Raw genomic sequence first — 17,933 nt, forward strand, 5'->3', positions numbered from 1 at the left:
CTATCAAATTTAAGTTTTTTTTATTTATCGATTTCCTTTTTAATAAAACTTGAGGTTTTTTCTTGTATTAACAAACATTTCAAACCAAAATGTTTTTTTTATTTTTTTACATTTACACAGCTATCAAATTAATTACAATGAAATACAAATTATTGCTCCTTTTTTTAACAATAAATATTACACTCTTTGCTCAAAAAATTAAATCTCCAGAAGAGTTTTTAGGTTATAAATTAGGAGAACGCTTTACCAGACATCATAAAGTAATAGACTATTTTAACTATGTTAGTAAAAATTTAAACAATGTGATTCTCGAAAAATATGGAGAAACCAACGAACATCGTCCTTTGAACGTTGCCTTTGTCTCTTCTCAAAAAAACATTGACAATCTAGAACAAATTAGACAAAACAATTTAGCACAAGCAGGAATTTCTAACAACATTAAAAAAGATAATAATATTGCCATTGTTTGGTTAAGTTATAATGTTCATGGTAACGAAGCTTCGAGTACAGAAGCTGCAATGCAAACTTTGTATGAATTGGTTACCAATAAAAAAAGTTATTTAGAAAACACACTTGTTATTATAGACCCAGCAGTAAACCCTGATGGAAGAGATCGCTATGTAAACTGGTACAATCAAGTAAGTAGTTCACCATATAATACCAATCAAGAAGCTAAAGAACATAGAGATCCATGGCCTACGGGTAGACCAAATCATTACCTTTTTGATTTAAACAGAGATTGGGCTTGGGCAACTCAAGTAGAAACTCAACAACGTTTAAAAGTATATAACAAATGGTTACCTCATATTCATGTAGATTTTCATGAGCAGTACATCAACAATCCATATTATTTTGCTCCAGCAGCTGAACCATTTCATGAAATTATTTCCGATTGGCAACGTGATTTTCAAACTCAAATAGGAAAAAATCATGCAAAACATTTCGACAGAAACAATTGGTTGTATTTTACTAAAGAGAGTTTTGATTTATTATATCCAAGTTACGGAGATACCTACCCTACTTTTATGGGAGCTATCGGAATGACTTATGAACAAGCGGGTCACGGAATGGCAGGTCTTGGAATAGATACTGACCATGGTTACGAACTTACTTTAGTAGATCGTGTAAAACATCATAATACAACAGGACTTTCTACTATTGAAATAGCTTCTAAAAATGCGGAAAAACTAAATAGTGAATTCAAAAAGTTTTTCGAAAATAAAAACTTAACCTATAAAAGTTATGTATTAAAAAACACAAATGACGATAAAATTAATCGTTTAACTGAATTGTTAGACAAGCATGAAATTGCATATAATTACGCTAAACCTGCTAAGGTTTCAGGGTTCGATTATACTACTTCTAAAAAAGGAAGTATGCAAACAACTGCTAAAGATTTGGTAATTCATACAGATCAACCAAAAGGAAAAATGGTTAAAGCACTATTTGAACCAAACACTAAATTAGCAGATTCATTAACATACGATATCACAGCTTGGGCTTTACCATATGCGCACGGTTTAAAAGCAATCGCTTCTAAAAACAAAATTGCTTCTGAAAAAAAGAACAAGATTCAAAAGAAAAATAACACCGTATCTCCATCGTCTTATGCTTACATTTCAAAATGGAATAGTTTAGAGGATGCTACTTTCTTGGCAGAACTTCTTCAAAAAAACATTAAAGTGCGTTTTTCTGAAAAACCGTTTTCAGTTGGAGGAAAATCTTATAAAAGAGGAAGCTTAATCATTTTAAGACATGATAATAAAACTGTAAAAGATTTTGATGCAAAACTGATTGCTATTGCTAATGATAACAACCGTGAAATTAATCCTGTTAATACTGGTTTTGTAAGTTCTGGGGTTGATTTTGGTTCGTATAGTGTGAAACCAATCAATAAACAAAAAGTTGCGGTTTTATCAGGAAAAGGGACTTCATCACTAAGTTTTGGGGAAATTTGGCACTTTTTTGAGCAACAATTAAAATACCCAATAACTATTTTAGATTCAGAAAGGCTAGGTCAAATTAACTTAAATAACTACGATGTTTTAATTATTCCGAATGGATATTATGGAAGTATTTTAAATAAAGGAGCTTTGACTAAAATAAAAAAATGGATAAGTTCAGGGGGTACTACAGTTGTTATTGGTAATGCTTTACGCAGTTTCGCAGATAAAAAACAATTCGCATTAAAAACAAAAAAAGGAGATACCACTAAGGTTAAAAAAGCAAATTTAACTCCGTATGCACAATTAGAAAGAGAAAGTACCAACAACTTAATTACTGGAGCTATCTTTAAGAGTAAGGTAGATGCTACGCATCCGTTAGCTTTTGGCTATGACGACACGTATTTTTCTTTAAAACTAGGAAACACAAGCTATAACTATCTTAAAAAAGGAGGAAATGTAGCTTATTTCACAAAAGATGCGAAAAACATATCTGGTTTTGCCGGTAAGAAAGCATTGAAAAACATTCCTAAATCACTATTATTCGGAGAAGAACAAATTGGGCGCGGTAGTATTATTTATATGGTAGACAATCCACTATTCCGTTCTTTTTGGGAAAACGGAAAATTATTTTTTGCCAATGCAGTTTTCTTTAGAAACTCATCTGTAATAAAAAAGTAAACCATATTTCACATAACAAAATAAAAAAATCCTGCTAATGCAGGATTTTTTTATTTTGTATTTTTATTTATTCCTTTGATTCATAGGAACAGGTCTTTCTTGTTTTACCAGCGGAGTTCCGTATAAATCGAAATCACCAGCATCGTATATTTCAATATCAATAAACTCTCCTAGTTTAATATAATGCTCGCGAGCATCTACAATCACATCGTTATCTACATCTGGTGAATCAAATTCTGTACGTCCGTAGTAATATTCTCCATCTTTTCTATCAAATAAACAACGGAAGGTTTTTCCAATCTTTTCTTGATTTAATTCCCAAGATATTTGCGATTGAACTTCCATAATTTCATTTACTCTTCTAAACTTCACATCTGCTGGTACGTCATCTTCCAAAGCATATGCCCCCGTATTTTCTTCATGAGAATATTCAAAAGCTCCTAAACGTTCAAAACGCATTTCTTCTACCCAATCTTTCATTTCTTGAAACTGCTCTTCCGTTTCACCAGGGTATCCAACAATCAACGTTGTTCTGATTGCCATATTAGGTACGTATTCTCTAAACTTATGAATCAATGCCGTAGTTTTTTCATGGGTTGTACCACGTTTCATTGATTTTAAAATTTCTGTATTGATATGCTGTAAAGGAATATCTAAATAGTTACACACTTTAGGTTCTTCTTTCATTACATCTAATACATCCATTGGAAATCCTGAAGGGAATGCATAGTGCAAACGAATCCACTCTATACCTTCTACTTTTACTAACTCTTTTAATAAATCTGCTAAGGCTCTTTTTTTGTACAGATCTAAACCATAATAGGTTAAATCTTGAGCAATCAACATGATTTCTTTAATTCCTTTTTCTGCTAACTTCTTAGCTTCCGTAACTAAATCTTCTATTGGAGTTGACTTGTGTTTCCCTCTCATTAATGGTATTGCACAAAACGAACAAGGACGGTCACAACCTTCTGCAATTTTTAAATAGGCATAATGTTTTGGCGTAGTCGTTAAACGTTCACCAATTAATTCATGCTTATAATCAGCTTCTAAAACCTTTAATAATTCTGGTAAATCATGCGTACCAAAATATTGATCTACATTTTTTATCTCAGCTTCTAAATCTGGCTTATAACGTTCACTTAAACAACCAGAAACAAATACTTTATCTACTTCTCCTCGCTCCTTTTTTTGCGCATAATGTAAAATGGTATCAACACTTTCTTCTTTTGCCTTACCAATAAACCCACAAGTATTTATTACAACGATGTTACCATCATCATTTTCATCTTCATGAACAACATTCTTTCCGTTCGCTTTTAGTTGCCCCATTAATACTTCACTATCGTAAACGTTTTTAGAACATCCTAAAGTAACTACATTAATCTTATTCTGTTTTGTTGTTTTTGTGCGCATATCTTAAAAAAAATCGGTGTGCAAAGATACGTTTTAATTCAGCTTTTTATATGGTTTAAATTGTGAAAATTTAGTTTGATTTTTAAGCTTGTTTTCGATAACTTCACTATCGGTGAATATAAGCCATTGAAACGGCACATATTCGAAAATACGTTACATGCAATCTTAACCACTTAATTAAATATTGAAAAAGAAGATTAAAGGAATTTGCCGAATTTGTAAAGAGGAAAAAGAATTATCATTTGAACATATACCTCCAAGATCATCTTTTAATAAAGGAAGATGGCAATCCATTCCTTCGTCTAAATACTATCAAAATCTTGAAAATTTCTTAAAAGAGGATTTCAAATATAAAGGAAAGATAAAACAAGGAGGAATTGGTGAATATTCTCTATGTATTGAATGTAATAATCAATTAGGAGCTAATTATGTAAATGAATATAAAAAGTTTTCACATATAGCAATGTCTATAATCTCAGAAGAAAAACATTCAAAAGTGAAATGCTTCCAGTTTGATATTTCAGATATTAATCATTTATATTTTTTGAAACAAATAATCGCAATTTTTGTGAGTGCTAACTCTCCTGAGTTTACAGAAAGCTATCCTGAATTATTAGACTTCATAAAAGACAAAGAATCTAATCTACTACCTAACAGGTATCGAATTTATATGTATTTGAATAATGAGGGACAAATCAAAAACGGAAAGTTTTCTTTTACTAACAAACATGGAGTTATATGTGAATTCACTTATCCTCCTTTTGGTTTTGTCTTGAGTATTGATAACCCTAATAGAATCATGGAAGTTAGTGAAATAACTAATTTTAAATATTATAATGAATATATCAAAAAACTCGAAAAGGCACCGATAATGTTAAATAAATACCCAACTTACTATCCATTTCCTTTAGATTTTAGAGAATTAAACGAAAGCATGTAACAACGGCTAAACTTAATGTGAGATTTTAGGTTTTCTTGAAGTTTAGTTCTTATTTATTTTGTCTGATTAAACTTATTTGATTGGTTTTAAGCTAATAAATAAAAATCATAAAATAAGTCTAAGCTAAGTGGCTAGTCCGATAATTAGCTGACATTAAGCTTAGCCAAACCGATAGCTAAACATTTGAAAAAGCCATAAAAAAAAAACTCCACTAAATAAATAGTGAAGCTTTTTTATATATCAAACTGTAGCTTCTTATTTAAAAAATGAATCTACAAACTCGTGTTTATTGAAAACTTGTAAGTCGTCTATTCCTTCTCCAACTCCAATATACTTTACAGGTATTTGAAACTGATCTGAAATACCAATTACAACTCCTCCTTTTGCTGTTCCGTCTAATTTGGTTACTGCTAATGAGGTTACTTCTGTTGCTTTGGTAAATTGTTTTGCTTGTTCGAAGGCATTTTGTCCTGTAGAACCATCTAACACTAATAATACATCATGTGGTGCATCTGGCACTACTTTTTGCATTACTCGTTTAATCTTAGACAATTCATTCATTAAGTTTACTTTATTGTGTAAACGTCCTGCTGTATCTATGATAATAACATCTGCATTTTGGTTAATTCCTGATTGTACTGTATCAAAAGCTACCGATGCCGGATCAGATCCCATTTCTTGACGCACAATAGGAACATCTGTTCTATCTGCCCAAACTTGTAATTGATCAATTGCTGCTGCTCTAAACGTATCAGCCGCTCCTAAAACTACCTTTAAGCCTTTCTTTTTAAATTGAGAAGCTAACTTACCAATAGTAGTTGTTTTTCCAACTCCATTTACTCCTACTACCATTAACACATAGGGTTTGGTATTCTTTGGAATGGTAAAATCAGTTTCGTCTCCTGTATTGGTTTCAGAAAGTAATCCTGCAATTTCTTCTCTAAGTATTTGATTTAATTCATCAGTTCCTAAATACTTATCACGAGCAACACGTTCTTCTATTCTATCTATAATTTTTAAGGTAGTATCTACTCCTACGTCTGAAGAAACCAAAACTTCTTCTAAATTATCTAGTACATCATCATCAACCTTAGCTTTACCAGCTACCGCTTTTGATAATTTTGAGAAAAAACTTGTTTTGGATTTTTCTAAACCTTTGTCTAAGGTTTCTTTTTTTTCTTTTGAAAAGATTTTTTTAAAAAAACTCATTCTTAACTTTTATAATCGTTTGGTATACGTTAAAAATTGTACCATTTTTTAAATACAGTCAAATTGTCATTTAACCTTTATATTTGCGTTAGGGATTGCAGCTAGCTACCATGTAGCGTGTAAAGCCCGCCCCAAAGGGTAATGCCCAAAAATACAGTTTTTTAAAACATAAAAAAAGCTACTCTCATTAGAAAGTAGCTTTTCTTTAAACTGTATACAAGAATTACTTTTTAGCTAAAAAGTCGTTTACTTGTGTAGGATCCATAATAGCTTCAACAAATGTATAAGCTCCTGATTTTGGAGACTTTACCATTTTGATAGCTTTAGTTAATCTTTTCGAACCTGTTTGTAACGTTGCTACTGATTTCTTTGCCATTTTATATAAAATTTACGCCGTAGCTAATTATTTAATTTCTTTATGAACTGTCATCTTCTTTAAGATTGGATTAAATTTCTTTAATTCCATTCTATCAGGAGTATTCTTTTTGTTCTTTGTTGTGATATAACGAGAAGTTCCTGGTTTACCAGTCGCTTTGTGCTCAGTACACTCTAATATAACTTGAACTCTGTTTCCTTTTTTTGCCATCTCTCTAAAATTTTATCTAGTAAGGAATTACTTAGTTAAGAAACCTTTTTCTCTAGCTTCTTTAAGAACTGCAGAGATTCCTTTTTTATTAATATTTTTTAATGCAGAAGCAGATATTTTTAAAGTAATCCACTTATCTTCTTCTGGAATATAAAAACGCTTGGTCATTAAGTTAGCGTTAAATTTTCTTTTAGTTCTGTTTAAAGCGTGAGATACGTTGTTACCTACCATCGCTTTTTTTCCTGTTAATTCACAAACTCTAGACATCTTCTTGACAGTTTTATAGTGTTATTTCTAAACGAGGTGCAAATTTATGCATAATATTTTATTGCACAAAAATATTCTCGATTAATTTTTTAATTATTTTAACCTGATTATCGACTAGGCTAAGCATCTAACCTATTTGGAAGCATAACGGCTGCAAAATTACTACTTTTTTAGTAATAAATCTTGCAAAAGCTGTAAAGATTTATTTACCGTTCTATTAATCACTTTTTCTCTTGGCTGCCCAAAATTAAACTCATGTACTTCTACTCCTTTTTTACTAGCAATAGCAATAAAAACCAAACCTACACTTTTATCGTTATTATCAGTAGTAGGGCCTGCGTTTCCTGTAACTGCAATTGCATAATCTGTTTGTAATTTTTCTATCGCGCCCACTGCCATTTCACTAGCTACTTCTTTACTTACAACTGTATGCTCTTTTATAACTTCGGAAGAAACACCTAATAACTTTTCTTTAAGCTCAGCAGTATATGTTATAAAACTTCCTTGATAATACGATGAAGAACCAGGTATAGACACCAAAGTAGCTGCTATTTTTCCTCCTGTTAAACTTTCAGCTGTACATAAAGTTTTTCCTTGTTCTTTTAATAACTCTCCTACTTTCTTTTCTATAGAGGCATCTAATTCGTGTCCTACTGAAATATCAGCAATTAATGGCTCTAAGTTTTTAAGTTGATTGTTCAACTCATTTTCTAAAACTTCTTTATTAGTTCCTTTGGCTGTTAAACGCAATCGGACTTTACCAAAAGATGGCAAATACGCTAATTTTATATAAGAAGGGAGTGCATCTTCCCAATCGGAAATTCGTTCAGCAATTACACTTTCTCCTGTACCTAATGTAACAATAGTTTTATGAGTGATATATGGAAGTTGAAACTGCTTTTGTACCCTTGGCAATACTTCGTATGTCATTAATCCTTTCATTTCGTAAGGAACTCCAGGTAATGAAACAAACACAGTATTATTCTCATAAAACCACATACCAGGAGCAGTACCAAATCGATTCATTAACAAGCTTGCTTTCGAGGGTAGCTGTGCTTGATAGCGTTGTACCTCGTTAAATGGATGATTTACCTTACTAAACAACTGTTTTATATGCTCAATAACTTCTGGATATTCAATTATTTCATTATCACTAAAATATTCAGCAATTGTTTTTTTAGTAATATCATCTTTAGTAGGACCTAAGCCACCAGTTACAATAACAATATCTGCTCTACTTTCGGCTTCTTTTAAAGCATTCAATATATGCTGTCTTTCATCTTGAATAGAAGAAATTTGATATACCGAAACACCTATTTTATTTAGCTCTTGACCAATCCATTGTGAATTTGTGTCAACAATTTGCCCAATAAGTATCTCATCTCCAATGGTTATTATTTCTGCGTTCATAATTCTTTTTAAAAAAGAATCCCGCCTAAGCGGGATATTTATTTACTTCACTTTAATTTGAAAAGCTTGTTTACTTTCTATAACCCCTGTTAAAATATCGTTCTCTTCAACCTTACCTACACCTGCAGGTGTTCCTGTAAAAATTAAATCTCCTTTTTTTAACGTAAAATATTGAGATACGTAACTTATCAATTCATCAATCTTCCATAACATGTTTGAAGTATTTCCATCTTGAACTACTTCCTCATTCTTCTGTAATTGGAATGATAAATTTTCCAAGTCAAATTCTTCTTTTGGAAAAAATTCACCAACAATAGCACTACCATCAAAAGCTTTGGCTTTTTCCCATGGCAATCCTTTTTCTTTACATTTTGCTTGTACATCACGAGCTGTAAAATCAATTCCTAAACCTATAGTATCATAATACTTGTGTGCAAACTTTGGTGAGATATGTTTACCAACCTTATTTATTTTAACTAACACCTCAACTTCATAATGCACATCATTTGAAAAAGGTGGAATAAAAAAAGGCATTTTTTTAGGAAGAATAGCAGAATCTGGCTTTAAAAACACTACCGGATTCTCTGGTTTTTCGTTAGCTAACTCTTCTATATGTTTCGCATAATTGCGACCAATACAAATTATTTTCATTCTATAAAAACAAGACGTCATTACGAACAAAGTGAAGCAATCTTTAAAGAGATTACTTTGCTTCCATTTCGACTACGCTCAATGTCTGCTCGTAATGACAAGGTTAATTATCTATGGAATCCACTTCTTTGGGAAGTTTGGCTTACGTTTTTCTAAAAATGCATCACGACCTTCTTTTGCTTCATCTGTCATATATGCTAAACGTGTTACTTCTCCTGCAAAAACTTGTTGACCTACCATTCCGTCATCAGTTAAGTTCATTGCGAACTTTAACATTTTAATCGACGTTGGTGATTTTGCTAATATTTCTTGTGCCCAATCAAAAGCAGTTTGTTCTAATTCATCATGAGGAATTACTGCATTTACCATTCCCATTTCATACGCTTCTTGTGCTGAGTAATTTCTTCCTAAGAAAAAGATTTCACGTGCTTTCTTTTGACCTACCATTTTTGCTAAATATGCTGATCCATATCCTGCATCGAATGAAGTTACATCAGCATCTGTTTGCTTAAAAATAGCATGTTCTTTACTTGCCAACGTTAAATCGCAAGTAACATGTAAACTATGTCCGCCACCTACTGCCCAACCAGGAACTACGCAAATCACTGCCTTTGGCATAAAACGAATTAAACGCTGAACTTCTAAAATATTTAATCGGTGGTAACCGTCTTGACCAACATATCCTTGGTGACCTCTTGCATTTTGATCTCCTCCAGAACAAAAACTCCAAACTCCATCTTTTGTAGAAGGTCCTTCAGCAGATAATAACACCACTCCAATATCGGTATCTTCATGTGCATCGTGAAATGCATCTAACAATTCTGAAGTTGTATGTGGACGAAAAGCATTACGTACATTAGGTCTGTTAAAAGCTATTCTTGCAACATTATGACTCTTTTTATAGGTAATATCTTCGTATTCTTTAGCGGTTTTCCACTCTGGTTTTATCATAATTCCAAAATATTATCGTTATATATTGAGCAAAAATAACATAATAACTTTACATTTCTTTTTTATATTTGAAACTCACAAAACATCCCCTATGAAACGATTACATTTATTACTAGTTTTACTCATTAGCTCGGTTGCTTTTAGTCAAAAAATTGTAACAAAATCATACAATTCAAAAGAATTAGGCGCTCAGAGAAATTTAAAAATCTACATTCCGAAAAAGTATGATGAGAATGAAAAACTAAAATACCCGATAGCTATTGTTCTTGGTGATCAATATTTATTTGATTTATATGTTGGAAACGCAAAGCTTTTTGCCGATACCGATAAAGCACCTCAACAAATTGTTATTGGTATTGATATGGAAAAAACATACAGTAAAGATGTTTCTATTATACCTTCCAATGATGCTTTAACAAGTGTAGGTAAGAAATTTTACAACTTTATAAAAAAAGAAATCATTCCGTATGCAGAAGCAACCTATAGAACTTCACCTTTTATGGCAATTGCTGGAGAAGGAAAAGCAGCAAATTTCATTACTCACTTTTTAAAGGAAGAAAAGCCAATTTTTAATTCGTACGTTTTGGCTTCACCTCAATTTTCTGATTTAGCTTTAAATACTATAGAGTCTTATTCATTATCTAGACTAGGTAATATTGATAATACTTTCTTTATTTATGCAAGTAACAATAAGGAATTTATTCCGAAGGAACAAAATGATAAGTTCAAACAAATAGGTACATACTTATCTTCTTTTGAAACAAAAAATTTACATATTAAGTTTGATGAATTTAATACTGCACCTAATTTACTATCGGTTATTAGTGAAACCTTACCAAGAGCTTTCACAAAAATGTTTGCCTTATACGCTAAAATAACTAAGTACGAATTTGAAGCCAATGTTAAAGATCTTGAACCTTTAGAAGCTATTAAATATTTAGAACAAAAATATTTAGATATTGAATACTTATATGGAAACAACCTTAATGTGAGGTTAGACGATATTTTTACTATTGAAGGTATTGTAATCGACAAACAAAATGGAGATTATTTACGTGTATTAGGTGATTTTGTAATGATAAAATATCCTGAATTACATTTAGGTGATTATTATGTAGGTAAATATTACGAAATAGGAAAAGATTACGAAAAAGCAGATTTTTATTATAAAGCTGCCTATGGAAAAATGGATCCTTCTGATCCTTATGCAAATGCTTTTTACGAAAACATTAAACGTGTAAATGATTTAATGAAAAAACAAAAACCTGCTGAGGAAGAAAATTTAGATCCAGAAGAAGACAACAATAATGAAGATGACGATAATTAAATAAAAAAAGCTCTAGTTAAACTGGAGCTTTTTTCGTTTATAAATTAGATATCTATTTCTTTAAAACTATTCTATCTTTTTCTAATTCAATTCTTTTACTTTTATATAGATTTCCTACAGCTTTTTTAAAAGCTTTCTTACTCATTTGTAAATGAAATTTGATAGACTCAGGCGAACTCTTATCTGTTAATAACAAATAACCTTTCTCTTTTAATTTCGATAAAACTTTATCTACATCTTCATCGATTACATTTCTAAAACCTTGCGGACGTAAAGACACATCAATCTTTTCGTCTTCCCTTATTTTTTTGATGTAACCAACAGTTCTAATCCCTTCTTCTAAATCTTTAAAGACTTCATTATTATATAACAATCCTTCATAAGATTCATTAATCAACACTGTATATCCTAGTGCGGTTTGAACTCCTATTATTAAATCAACCTTATCACCTTCCTTTAATTCCATCTTATAAGTTTTTAAAGTAGTTCTTTAAAACTACATCATTAATTTCTTTTGGAGTAAACACCTCCATTATTTTTGGCTGTTCAGATTCTGTATAGAAGCTGTTCAGCTCTTTTTCTAAAGTTACACTGTCTTTTACAGAGACATATTCAAAATTATACATTTTAGCTAAATGCTCTGCTGTAAGATTATGTGGAGTTTCAAAATATTCTGCAGCGTTTGTAGTTAAAGGCCCAGGAATAAATCTAAAAATCCCTCCACCAGCATTATTCAGTATAATTATTCTGAAATTCTTCGGAATATTATTATTCCATAAGGCATTACTATCGTAGAAGAAGCTTAAATCTCCTGTGATAAATATAGTTTGCTCATCCTCTGCAAAAGCTGCTCCAATCGCTGTACTCGTACTTCCATCAATACCGCTCGTTCCTCGGTTACAGAATATTCTTAATGTTGGGTTTACATCAAATAATTGTGAATAACGGATCGTAGAACTATTACTTATCTGTACCTGACTATTATCTGGAATAGTTTTTAGAACAGCTTCAAAAATTTTTAAATCTGAATATTCACAATCTAACAAATACTCTTGATGCTTAATAGCTCTTTCTTCCTTCTTTTGTAACCATTTAAATTGATAATTACTATCTACTTTCTCAGTGAACTCTAAAAACTGATTTAAAACCTCAACAGGATTCTCTCCAATAAATTCGTTTAAAGTAAAGTAAGTATCAAAAGCTCGTAATTTATCAATATGCCAATGATGCTTTGGTTGATATTTTCTTAAAAACTGCTTGATTTTTTTTGAAATTACCAATCCGCCTAAAGTTATTAAAACCTCAGGTTGTAATTCACTATAATCATCATTCGTAAGTGGAAATATGAGTTTATCAATTGAATTGATAAACTTTGAATGATACAAATTAGAAGTAGTTTCAGTAAAAATTAAAGTAGATTCATCTTCTATATACTTTTCTAAGACTTCTTGCAATTCAACATCAGGATAATTACTTCCTACTAAAATCATTTTTTTAGTGGAAATATTCCAAATTGAAGCTAATTTTTCAAAATCTACAGATTGCTTTGTTTCATTCGCAATGGTAATAGGAAAGTCAAAAGTTTTTAACTCTTCTACGGTTTCATACAAAGGCTCATCAAAAGGAACATTGATATGTACGGGTCCCATTTTCTCTTTTGAAACTTGCAATGCTTCCGTTATTAAAGCTTTATTATTCTCAGTTTCTCCTTCAACTAAATTCGCTGAATATAAAATATGATTTTCAAACACATTTTCTTGACGAATAGTTTGTCCATCACCAACATCTATTAAATGTTTTGGTCTATCTGCAGAGATAACAATCAATGGGATTTGGCTATAAAAAGCCTCAGCAATTGCAGGATAATAATTCAACAAAGCAGAACCAGAAGAACACACAATGGCAACTGGTTTTCTTTTTTGTTGTGCGATACCCATAGCAAAAAAAGCAGCACATCGTTCATCAACAACACTTAGTGTTTCTATTGCAGGATGATTTGAAAACCCTATCGTTAATGGAGCGTTTCTTGATCCTGGAGAAATAACTACGGTATCAATTTCAAATTGATGACATGCTGAAATTACGAGTTGTGCTAATTCTTTTTTTGGGTACATATGTTTAAGCTAAAAAATGTCATCTCGGAAAACGAAATGACATTTAGTATATAAAATCAACTATGTTGATTAGTTTCCTTTTTTATAATCTGCTAAGAATTTCTCTAAACCGATATCTGTTAATGGATGCTTTAATAATCCAGAAATTGCACTTAAAGGTCCAGTCATTACATCAGCACCAATCTTCGCACAATCAATAATATGCATCGTATGGCGAACAGAAGCTGCTAAAATTTCTGTATCAAACATATAGTTGTCATAAATCGTACGGATTTCTTCTATTAAGTTTAATCCATCTGTAGAAATATCATCTAAACGACCAATAAATGGAGATACGTATGTTGCTCCTGCTTTTGCCGCTAATAAAGCTTGACCAGCTGAAAACACTAATGTAACGTTTGTTTTAATTCCTTTATCAGAAAAATACTTACAAGCTTTTACTCCATCAGCAATCATTGGTAATTTCACTACAATTTGTGGGTGCAAAGCTGCTAAAGCTTCTCCTTCTTTTACCATTCCTTCAAAATCAGTAGCAATTACCTCAGCAGAAACATCTCCATCAACAATTTCGCAAATAGCTTTGTAGTGATTAATAATGTTTTCTTCTCCTGTAATTCCTTCTTTAGCCATTAATGATGGATTTGTTGTAACTCCATCTAAAATACCTAAAGCTTGTGCTTCTCTAATCTGATCTAAGTTTGCAGTATCAATAAAAAATTTCATGTAATATATTTTGTTAAATAGTTGTGTTCGATTAATAGAATAATTTAAAAGGCAAAGATAAATACTATAAATATTAATTTAGTATTTCACTAACTAAAAAGTTTTATCACATCACCAACATTTGCTAAAATTATGTATGAGAACAAAAGAAACACACTTCCATTAATAATCATACCTACTACTTTATAGACTGTATTAGGTTCTTTTAAGCCTTTAAAAGACTGAATAGTTCCATACATAGATAAAAAACCTATTACAAATACCAACAGACCTACAATTACCAAAAAAATATCATTTCGATTATTTACTTTATACGCTAACATTAAGTAAATAATTATCAGTAATAAAATTATAATTCCTGAATAATATGATTTTTTAGAATTCATTTTATAATTTATAATGATTCATTAGGAGTTTTTCATAAACTTTATCTGGCAATGCTCGTTTTAAAACAATTGAGAATTTCTCCATAAAAGCGCCTATTTTATAATGAATCTTCGGGTTCTTAGCTTCTATAATTTGTTCAATTACCTTTGCCATAATAATAGGATCTTTTCCCGAATCTACGTGTTCATCCATCAAAGCTAAATTTTCAGCGTATTTTTCTTTGTAAGCAGATTCTTCAAAAACAGGTGTATGATATCTTCCTGCTGCGATATTAGTTGCAAAATCTCCAGGAGCTGCGTTTACCACTCTAATTCCGAATTGTTTTACTTCCATACTCAACGCTTCGGTTACTAATTCTAAAGCTCCTTTACTTGCAGAGTAAATTCCTCTAAAAGGTAACCCCATATATCCTGCAATTGAAGTCGTATTGATTATTAATCCGCTTTTTTGAGTACGCATTGTTGGTAAAACTGCTTTCATCACTTCTATGGCTCCGAAGAAATTAGTTTCAAAATTCGCACGCATTTCATCGGTTGGTGTATCTTCAATCGGACCTGTAATTCCTTTTCCTGCATTATTAATTAATACATCCAACTTTCCTTCTTTAGTAACCACCTCTTCAACTGCTTTTTGAATAGATTCTGGACAAGTTACATCTAAAGCTACCATAGAAAATGGAACAGATACATTTTGAGGATTACGACTCGTACCGTAAACTTTATAGTTTTTAGTGTGTAAATAACTTGCAATAGACTTTCCTATTCCTGAAGAAGCTCCTGTTATTAAAACTACTTTCGACATTGGCATAATTTTAGACAAATATCTAAAAGTTAACATCAATAAAAAAAACTTTAAACACTTATATTAGCACCTCAATATTGAACTATGCAGAAAAGACACCTACCCCTTATTATTGCTATTTTTAGTACAATTGCTTCATTCTCTCAAACATCGTTGTTCGATCATAGCAAAACATTTACACGTCAAGACAGCCTTAGAGGAACGATTACTCCCGAAAGATCTTGGTGGGATTTAACCTATTATCATTTAGATATTTCAGTAAATCCAGATAAAAAATTTATTAAGGGTAAAAACACCATTCAATATAAAGTTTTAAAACCTCATCAGGTTTTGCAAGTCGATTTACAAAAGCCACTTCGTATAATAAAAGCTATTCAAGACGGAAAAGAATTAAAAGTAAAATCGGAAGGAAATGCACATTTTATTTATTTGAAAGAACCTCAAAAAGTAGGCACAGTAAATTCTATTGATGTGTATTATAAAGGACATCCAAAAGAAGCTATTAGAGCTCCTTGGGATGGTGGTTTTTCATGGAAAAGAGACTCAAACGGAAATCATTTTGTTGCTACTTCTTGCCAAGGTTTGGGAGCAAGTGTTTGGTGGCCAAATAAAGACCATATGTATGACGAGGTAGATAGTATGGCTATTAGCGTGCGCGTACCTGAAAACTTAATGAATATTTCTAATGGTAGATTGAGAAAAGTTGAAAAACACAAGGACAAAACTACAACTTATCATTGGTTTGTAAACAACCCAATCAACAATTACGGAGTTAATGTAAATATTGGTGACTATGTTCATTTTTCTGAAAAGTACAATGGCGAGGATGGAACCTTAGACATGAATTATTATGTTTTACGAGATAATTTAGAAAAAGCGAAAAAGCAATTCAAAGATGCTCCTAAAATGATGAAAGCTTTTGAGCATTGGTTTGGAAAATATCCTTTTTATGAAGACGGATTTAAGTTAGTAGAAGTTCCTTACTTAGGAATGGAACACCAAAGCTCGGTTACTTATGGAAATCAATACAAGAACGGATATTTAGGTCGTGATTTATCTGGAACTGGTTGGGGGTTAAAGTTCGATTTTATTATTATTCATGAATCAGGCCACGAATGGTTTGCTAACAATATTACCAATATTGATATTGCTGATATGTGGATTCACGAAAGCTTTACCGCATATTCCGAAAGTTTATTTTTAGATTATTATTATGGTAAAAAAGCAGCTTCAGAATATGTAATTGGAACTCGTAGAAGTATTCAAAACGACATCCCAATTATTGGTCAGTACAATGTAAATTCTGAAGGTTCTGGAGATATGTATTACAAAGGAGCTAATATGTTGCACACCATTAGAACTTTGATAAATGATGATGAAAAATGGCGACAAATTTTACGTGGATTAAACAAAGATTTCTACCACAAAACAGTTACTACACAACAAGTTGAAAACTATATTATTGATAAATCTGGATTAGATTTAACCAAGGTTTTTGACCAATATTTACGTACAGTAAAAATTCCAGTGTTTGAATACAAAATTGAAAACAGGAAACTATCATATCGTTGGAATAACGTAATCAAAGATTTTAATATGCCTATAAATATTTTAGTTGATGGAAAGACACAACAGTTAAAACCAACAACAAATTGGCAGATAAAAAAGGTAGATTCTAACTCGATTAAAGTTGATAAGAACTTTTATGTAAAGACAGAAAAAACGAATTAAATTTAGTTTGTTTCTAAACTTAAAATTAACTAGCTTTTACTAACTTCATATATAACGAATTAAAATTCGGTATATGCGAGAATACGTTAGTAACTATTACTCGCTCAAAATCTGAAATTTGAATAAGTCTCAAAGAAAATATTTACAAAACCAAATGAAAGGTTCGAATAATATTAAGAAATTAATTTTGGTCATATTAGCAATATGGATTACTTCTTGCTCTTTGAACAATAAGACCATAATTGACGCTGACTTTGAAAAATTATTAGAAAATTATATTAAAAACAATCCTATACCGAAATATTTGGAATCAAATGTGAATGGAAAATTTGCAGTTCCATCTTACCATCTTTTTTTTGGAAAAAAAGAATCGGACTCAATTATTCAAATTAAACTTCTTCCATTTTTAGTTAGTTTTAACCCACTAAATTCTGAAATTGACAACGAAGGAGAAGAAATTATTACAGAGGAAATTCCAAATGGTTATTTTAAATTTAAGGAAAATATAATAGTAGTTTTTGACGAAAACAATTTCGGAATAAACGTCATTAATAAAAATAAATTAATCAATAAAATTCCAGATAGTTTAAAATGGGATTTTGACAAGTATAATAATCATTTCAAAAGTAAATCGAATTATTACAATATATCAAAACAAAAAATTGAAATTATTGAATAAAAAAACAGTTGCTAACACAGTATAAACTTTATTGCTGCTAAATTTTTCCTTCGGAAAAAAACGCAGGCACAAAGTTGTTTAATATTTTGCTTACTTTTAGCATAACAAAAACGCAAC

General features: G+C 31.0%; 18 protein-coding genes. 5 read left to right on the forward strand and 13 right to left on the reverse strand.

What is annotated here, in order from left to right; all coding sequences use genetic code 11:
- Window positions 1-137: 137 nt before the first annotated feature.
- Window positions 138-2,624 (forward strand): M14 family metallopeptidase, encoded by a 2,487-nt coding sequence (locus WH52_RS06500; protein ID WP_086030324.1) that lies wholly within the window; start codon window positions 138-140, stop codon window positions 2,622-2,624.
- 63 nt (window positions 2,625-2,687) lie between these two features.
- Here WH52_RS06500 and rimO read toward each other — a convergent pair whose 3' ends face one another.
- Window positions 2,688-4,040, reverse strand: a complete 1,353-nt coding sequence (gene rimO / locus WH52_RS06505) for a 30S ribosomal protein S12 methylthiotransferase RimO (protein WP_086030133.1) — start codon at window positions 4,038-4,040, stop codon at window positions 2,688-2,690.
- Between the two features lie 184 nt (window positions 4,041-4,224).
- Here rimO and WH52_RS06510 point away from each other — a divergent pair, with 184 nt between their 5' ends.
- The gene (locus tag WH52_RS06510) at window positions 4,225-4,980 is read left to right on the forward strand and encodes a hypothetical protein (protein ID WP_086030134.1); all 756 of its coding nucleotides are present in this window, start codon (window positions 4,225-4,227) and stop codon (window positions 4,978-4,980) included.
- Between the two features lie 255 nt (window positions 4,981-5,235).
- Here the strand turns inward: WH52_RS06510 and ftsY are convergent, their stop codons facing one another.
- The 7 genes from ftsY to WH52_RS06545 form a co-directional block, all read right to left on the reverse strand.
- Entirely contained in the window at window positions 5,236-6,189 is a 954-nt protein-coding gene (gene ftsY, locus WH52_RS06515; protein ID WP_086030135.1) for a signal recognition particle-docking protein FtsY, read from the reverse strand.
- 223 nt (window positions 6,190-6,412) lie between these two features.
- Window positions 6,413-6,565: a DUF4295 domain-containing protein gene (locus WH52_RS06520; protein ID WP_086030136.1), complete on the reverse strand. Its 153-nt coding sequence runs from the start codon at window positions 6,563-6,565 to the stop codon at window positions 6,413-6,415.
- Window positions 6,566-6,592: 27 nt separating this feature from the next.
- Entirely contained in the window at window positions 6,593-6,775 is a 183-nt protein-coding gene (gene rpmG, locus WH52_RS06525) for a 50S ribosomal protein L33 (RefSeq protein WP_029034962.1), read from the reverse strand.
- A gap of 27 nt (window positions 6,776-6,802) precedes the next feature.
- A complete protein-coding gene (rpmB, locus tag WH52_RS06530; RefSeq protein WP_086030137.1) occupies window positions 6,803-7,042 on the reverse strand; it encodes a 50S ribosomal protein L28 in 240 nt (79 codons plus the stop codon).
- 162 nt (window positions 7,043-7,204) lie between these two features.
- Window positions 7,205-8,452 carry a competence/damage-inducible protein A gene (locus WH52_RS06535; RefSeq protein ID WP_086030138.1) on the reverse strand — a complete coding sequence of 416 codons (1,248 nt, stop codon included), beginning with the start codon at window positions 8,450-8,452 and terminating at the stop codon, window positions 7,205-7,207.
- Window positions 8,453-8,494: 42 nt separating this feature from the next.
- Window positions 8,495-9,103, reverse strand: a complete 609-nt coding sequence (locus WH52_RS06540; RefSeq protein ID WP_086030139.1) for a fumarylacetoacetate hydrolase family protein — start codon at window positions 9,101-9,103, stop codon at window positions 8,495-8,497.
- 111 nt (window positions 9,104-9,214) lie between these two features.
- Entirely contained in the window at window positions 9,215-10,054 is an 840-nt protein-coding gene (locus WH52_RS06545) for a 1,4-dihydroxy-2-naphthoyl-CoA synthase (protein WP_086030140.1), read from the reverse strand.
- 91 nt (window positions 10,055-10,145) lie between these two features.
- Between WH52_RS06545 and WH52_RS06550 the strand changes: the two genes are divergently transcribed.
- Entirely contained in the window at window positions 10,146-11,381 is a 1,236-nt protein-coding gene (locus WH52_RS06550; protein WP_086030141.1) for an alpha/beta hydrolase-fold protein, read from the forward strand.
- A 52-nt stretch (window positions 11,382-11,433) separates the two neighbouring features.
- Here WH52_RS06550 and WH52_RS06555 read toward each other — a convergent pair whose 3' ends face one another.
- The 5 genes from WH52_RS06555 to WH52_RS06575 form a co-directional block, all read right to left on the reverse strand.
- Entirely contained in the window at window positions 11,434-11,847 is a 414-nt protein-coding gene (locus WH52_RS06555) for a S1 RNA-binding domain-containing protein (protein ID WP_086030142.1), read from the reverse strand.
- A gap of 1 nt (window position 11,848) precedes the next feature.
- Complete coding sequence (menD, locus tag WH52_RS06560) at window positions 11,849-13,495, reverse strand: 2-succinyl-5-enolpyruvyl-6-hydroxy-3-cyclohexene-1-carboxylic-acid synthase (RefSeq protein ID WP_086030143.1); 1,647 nt, start codon at window positions 13,493-13,495, stop codon at window positions 11,849-11,851.
- A 69-nt stretch (window positions 13,496-13,564) separates the two neighbouring features.
- Window positions 13,565-14,218: a fructose-6-phosphate aldolase gene (fsa, locus tag WH52_RS06565; protein WP_086030144.1), complete on the reverse strand. Its 654-nt coding sequence runs from the start codon at window positions 14,216-14,218 to the stop codon at window positions 13,565-13,567.
- A gap of 89 nt (window positions 14,219-14,307) precedes the next feature.
- On the reverse strand, window positions 14,308-14,604 hold the full coding sequence (locus WH52_RS06570; protein WP_086030145.1) for a hypothetical protein: 297 nt from the start codon (window positions 14,602-14,604) through the stop codon (window positions 14,308-14,310).
- A gap of 1 nt (window position 14,605) precedes the next feature.
- A complete protein-coding gene (locus tag WH52_RS06575) occupies window positions 14,606-15,406 on the reverse strand; it encodes an SDR family oxidoreductase (RefSeq protein ID WP_086030325.1) in 801 nt (266 codons plus the stop codon).
- Window positions 15,407-15,490: 84 nt separating this feature from the next.
- On the opposite strand from WH52_RS06575, the gene WH52_RS06580 reads away from it, so the two are divergent.
- Both WH52_RS06580 and WH52_RS06585 read left to right on the forward strand, forming a co-directional pair.
- Entirely contained in the window at window positions 15,491-17,137 is a 1,647-nt protein-coding gene (locus tag WH52_RS06580) for a M1 family metallopeptidase (protein ID WP_086030146.1), read from the forward strand.
- A 118-nt stretch (window positions 17,138-17,255) separates the two neighbouring features.
- Window positions 17,256-17,816 carry a hypothetical protein gene (locus WH52_RS06585; RefSeq protein WP_143592092.1) on the forward strand — a complete coding sequence of 187 codons (561 nt, stop codon included), beginning with the start codon at window positions 17,256-17,258 and terminating at the stop codon, window positions 17,814-17,816.
- Window positions 17,817-17,933 lie beyond the last annotated feature (117 nt).

It is taken from the genome of Tenacibaculum holothuriorum (assembly GCF_002120225.1).
GTDB classification, from domain to species: domain Bacteria; phylum Bacteroidota; class Bacteroidia; order Flavobacteriales; family Flavobacteriaceae; genus Polaribacter; species Polaribacter holothuriorum.

Excerpts from the sequence above, each read along its gene's own strand:
- WH52_RS06500 (WP_086030324.1), top strand. The coding sequence starts at position 138 with ATGAAATACAAATTATTGCTCCTTTTTTTAACAATAAATATTACACTC.
- rimO (WP_086030133.1), bottom strand. The coding sequence starts at position 4,040 with ATGCGCACAAAAACAACAAAACAGAATAAGATTAATGTAGTTACTTTA.
- ftsY (WP_086030135.1), bottom strand. The coding sequence starts at position 6,189 with ATGAGTTTTTTTAAAAAAATCTTTTCAAAAGAAAAAAAAGAAACCTTA.
- WH52_RS06520 (WP_086030136.1), bottom strand. The coding sequence starts at position 6,565 with ATGGCAAAGAAATCAGTAGCAACGTTACAAACAGGTTCGAAAAGATTA.
- rpmG (WP_029034962.1), bottom strand. The coding sequence starts at position 6,775 with ATGGCAAAAAAAGGAAACAGAGTTCAAGTTATATTAGAGTGTACTGAG.
- rpmB (WP_086030137.1), bottom strand. The coding sequence starts at position 7,042 with ATGTCTAGAGTTTGTGAATTAACAGGAAAAAAAGCGATGGTAGGTAAC.
- WH52_RS06535 (WP_086030138.1), bottom strand. The coding sequence starts at position 8,452 with ATGAACGCAGAAATAATAACCATTGGAGATGAGATACTTATTGGGCAA.
- WH52_RS06540 (WP_086030139.1), bottom strand. The coding sequence starts at position 9,103 with ATGAAAATAATTTGTATTGGTCGCAATTATGCGAAACATATAGAAGAG.
- WH52_RS06545 (WP_086030140.1), bottom strand. The coding sequence starts at position 10,054 with ATGATAAAACCAGAGTGGAAAACCGCTAAAGAATACGAAGATATTACC.
- WH52_RS06550 (WP_086030141.1), top strand. The coding sequence starts at position 10,146 with ATGAAACGATTACATTTATTACTAGTTTTACTCATTAGCTCGGTTGCT.
- WH52_RS06555 (WP_086030142.1), bottom strand. The coding sequence starts at position 11,847 with ATGGAATTAAAGGAAGGTGATAAGGTTGATTTAATAATAGGAGTTCAA.
- menD (WP_086030143.1), bottom strand. The coding sequence starts at position 13,495 with ATGTACCCAAAAAAAGAATTAGCACAACTCGTAATTTCAGCATGTCAT.
- fsa (WP_086030144.1), bottom strand. The coding sequence starts at position 14,218 with ATGAAATTTTTTATTGATACTGCAAACTTAGATCAGATTAGAGAAGCA.
- WH52_RS06570 (WP_086030145.1), bottom strand. The coding sequence starts at position 14,604 with ATGAATTCTAAAAAATCATATTATTCAGGAATTATAATTTTATTACTG.
- WH52_RS06575 (WP_086030325.1), bottom strand. The coding sequence starts at position 15,406 with ATGTCGAAAGTAGTTTTAATAACAGGAGCTTCTTCAGGAATAGGAAAG.
- WH52_RS06580 (WP_086030146.1), top strand. The coding sequence starts at position 15,491 with ATGCAGAAAAGACACCTACCCCTTATTATTGCTATTTTTAGTACAATT.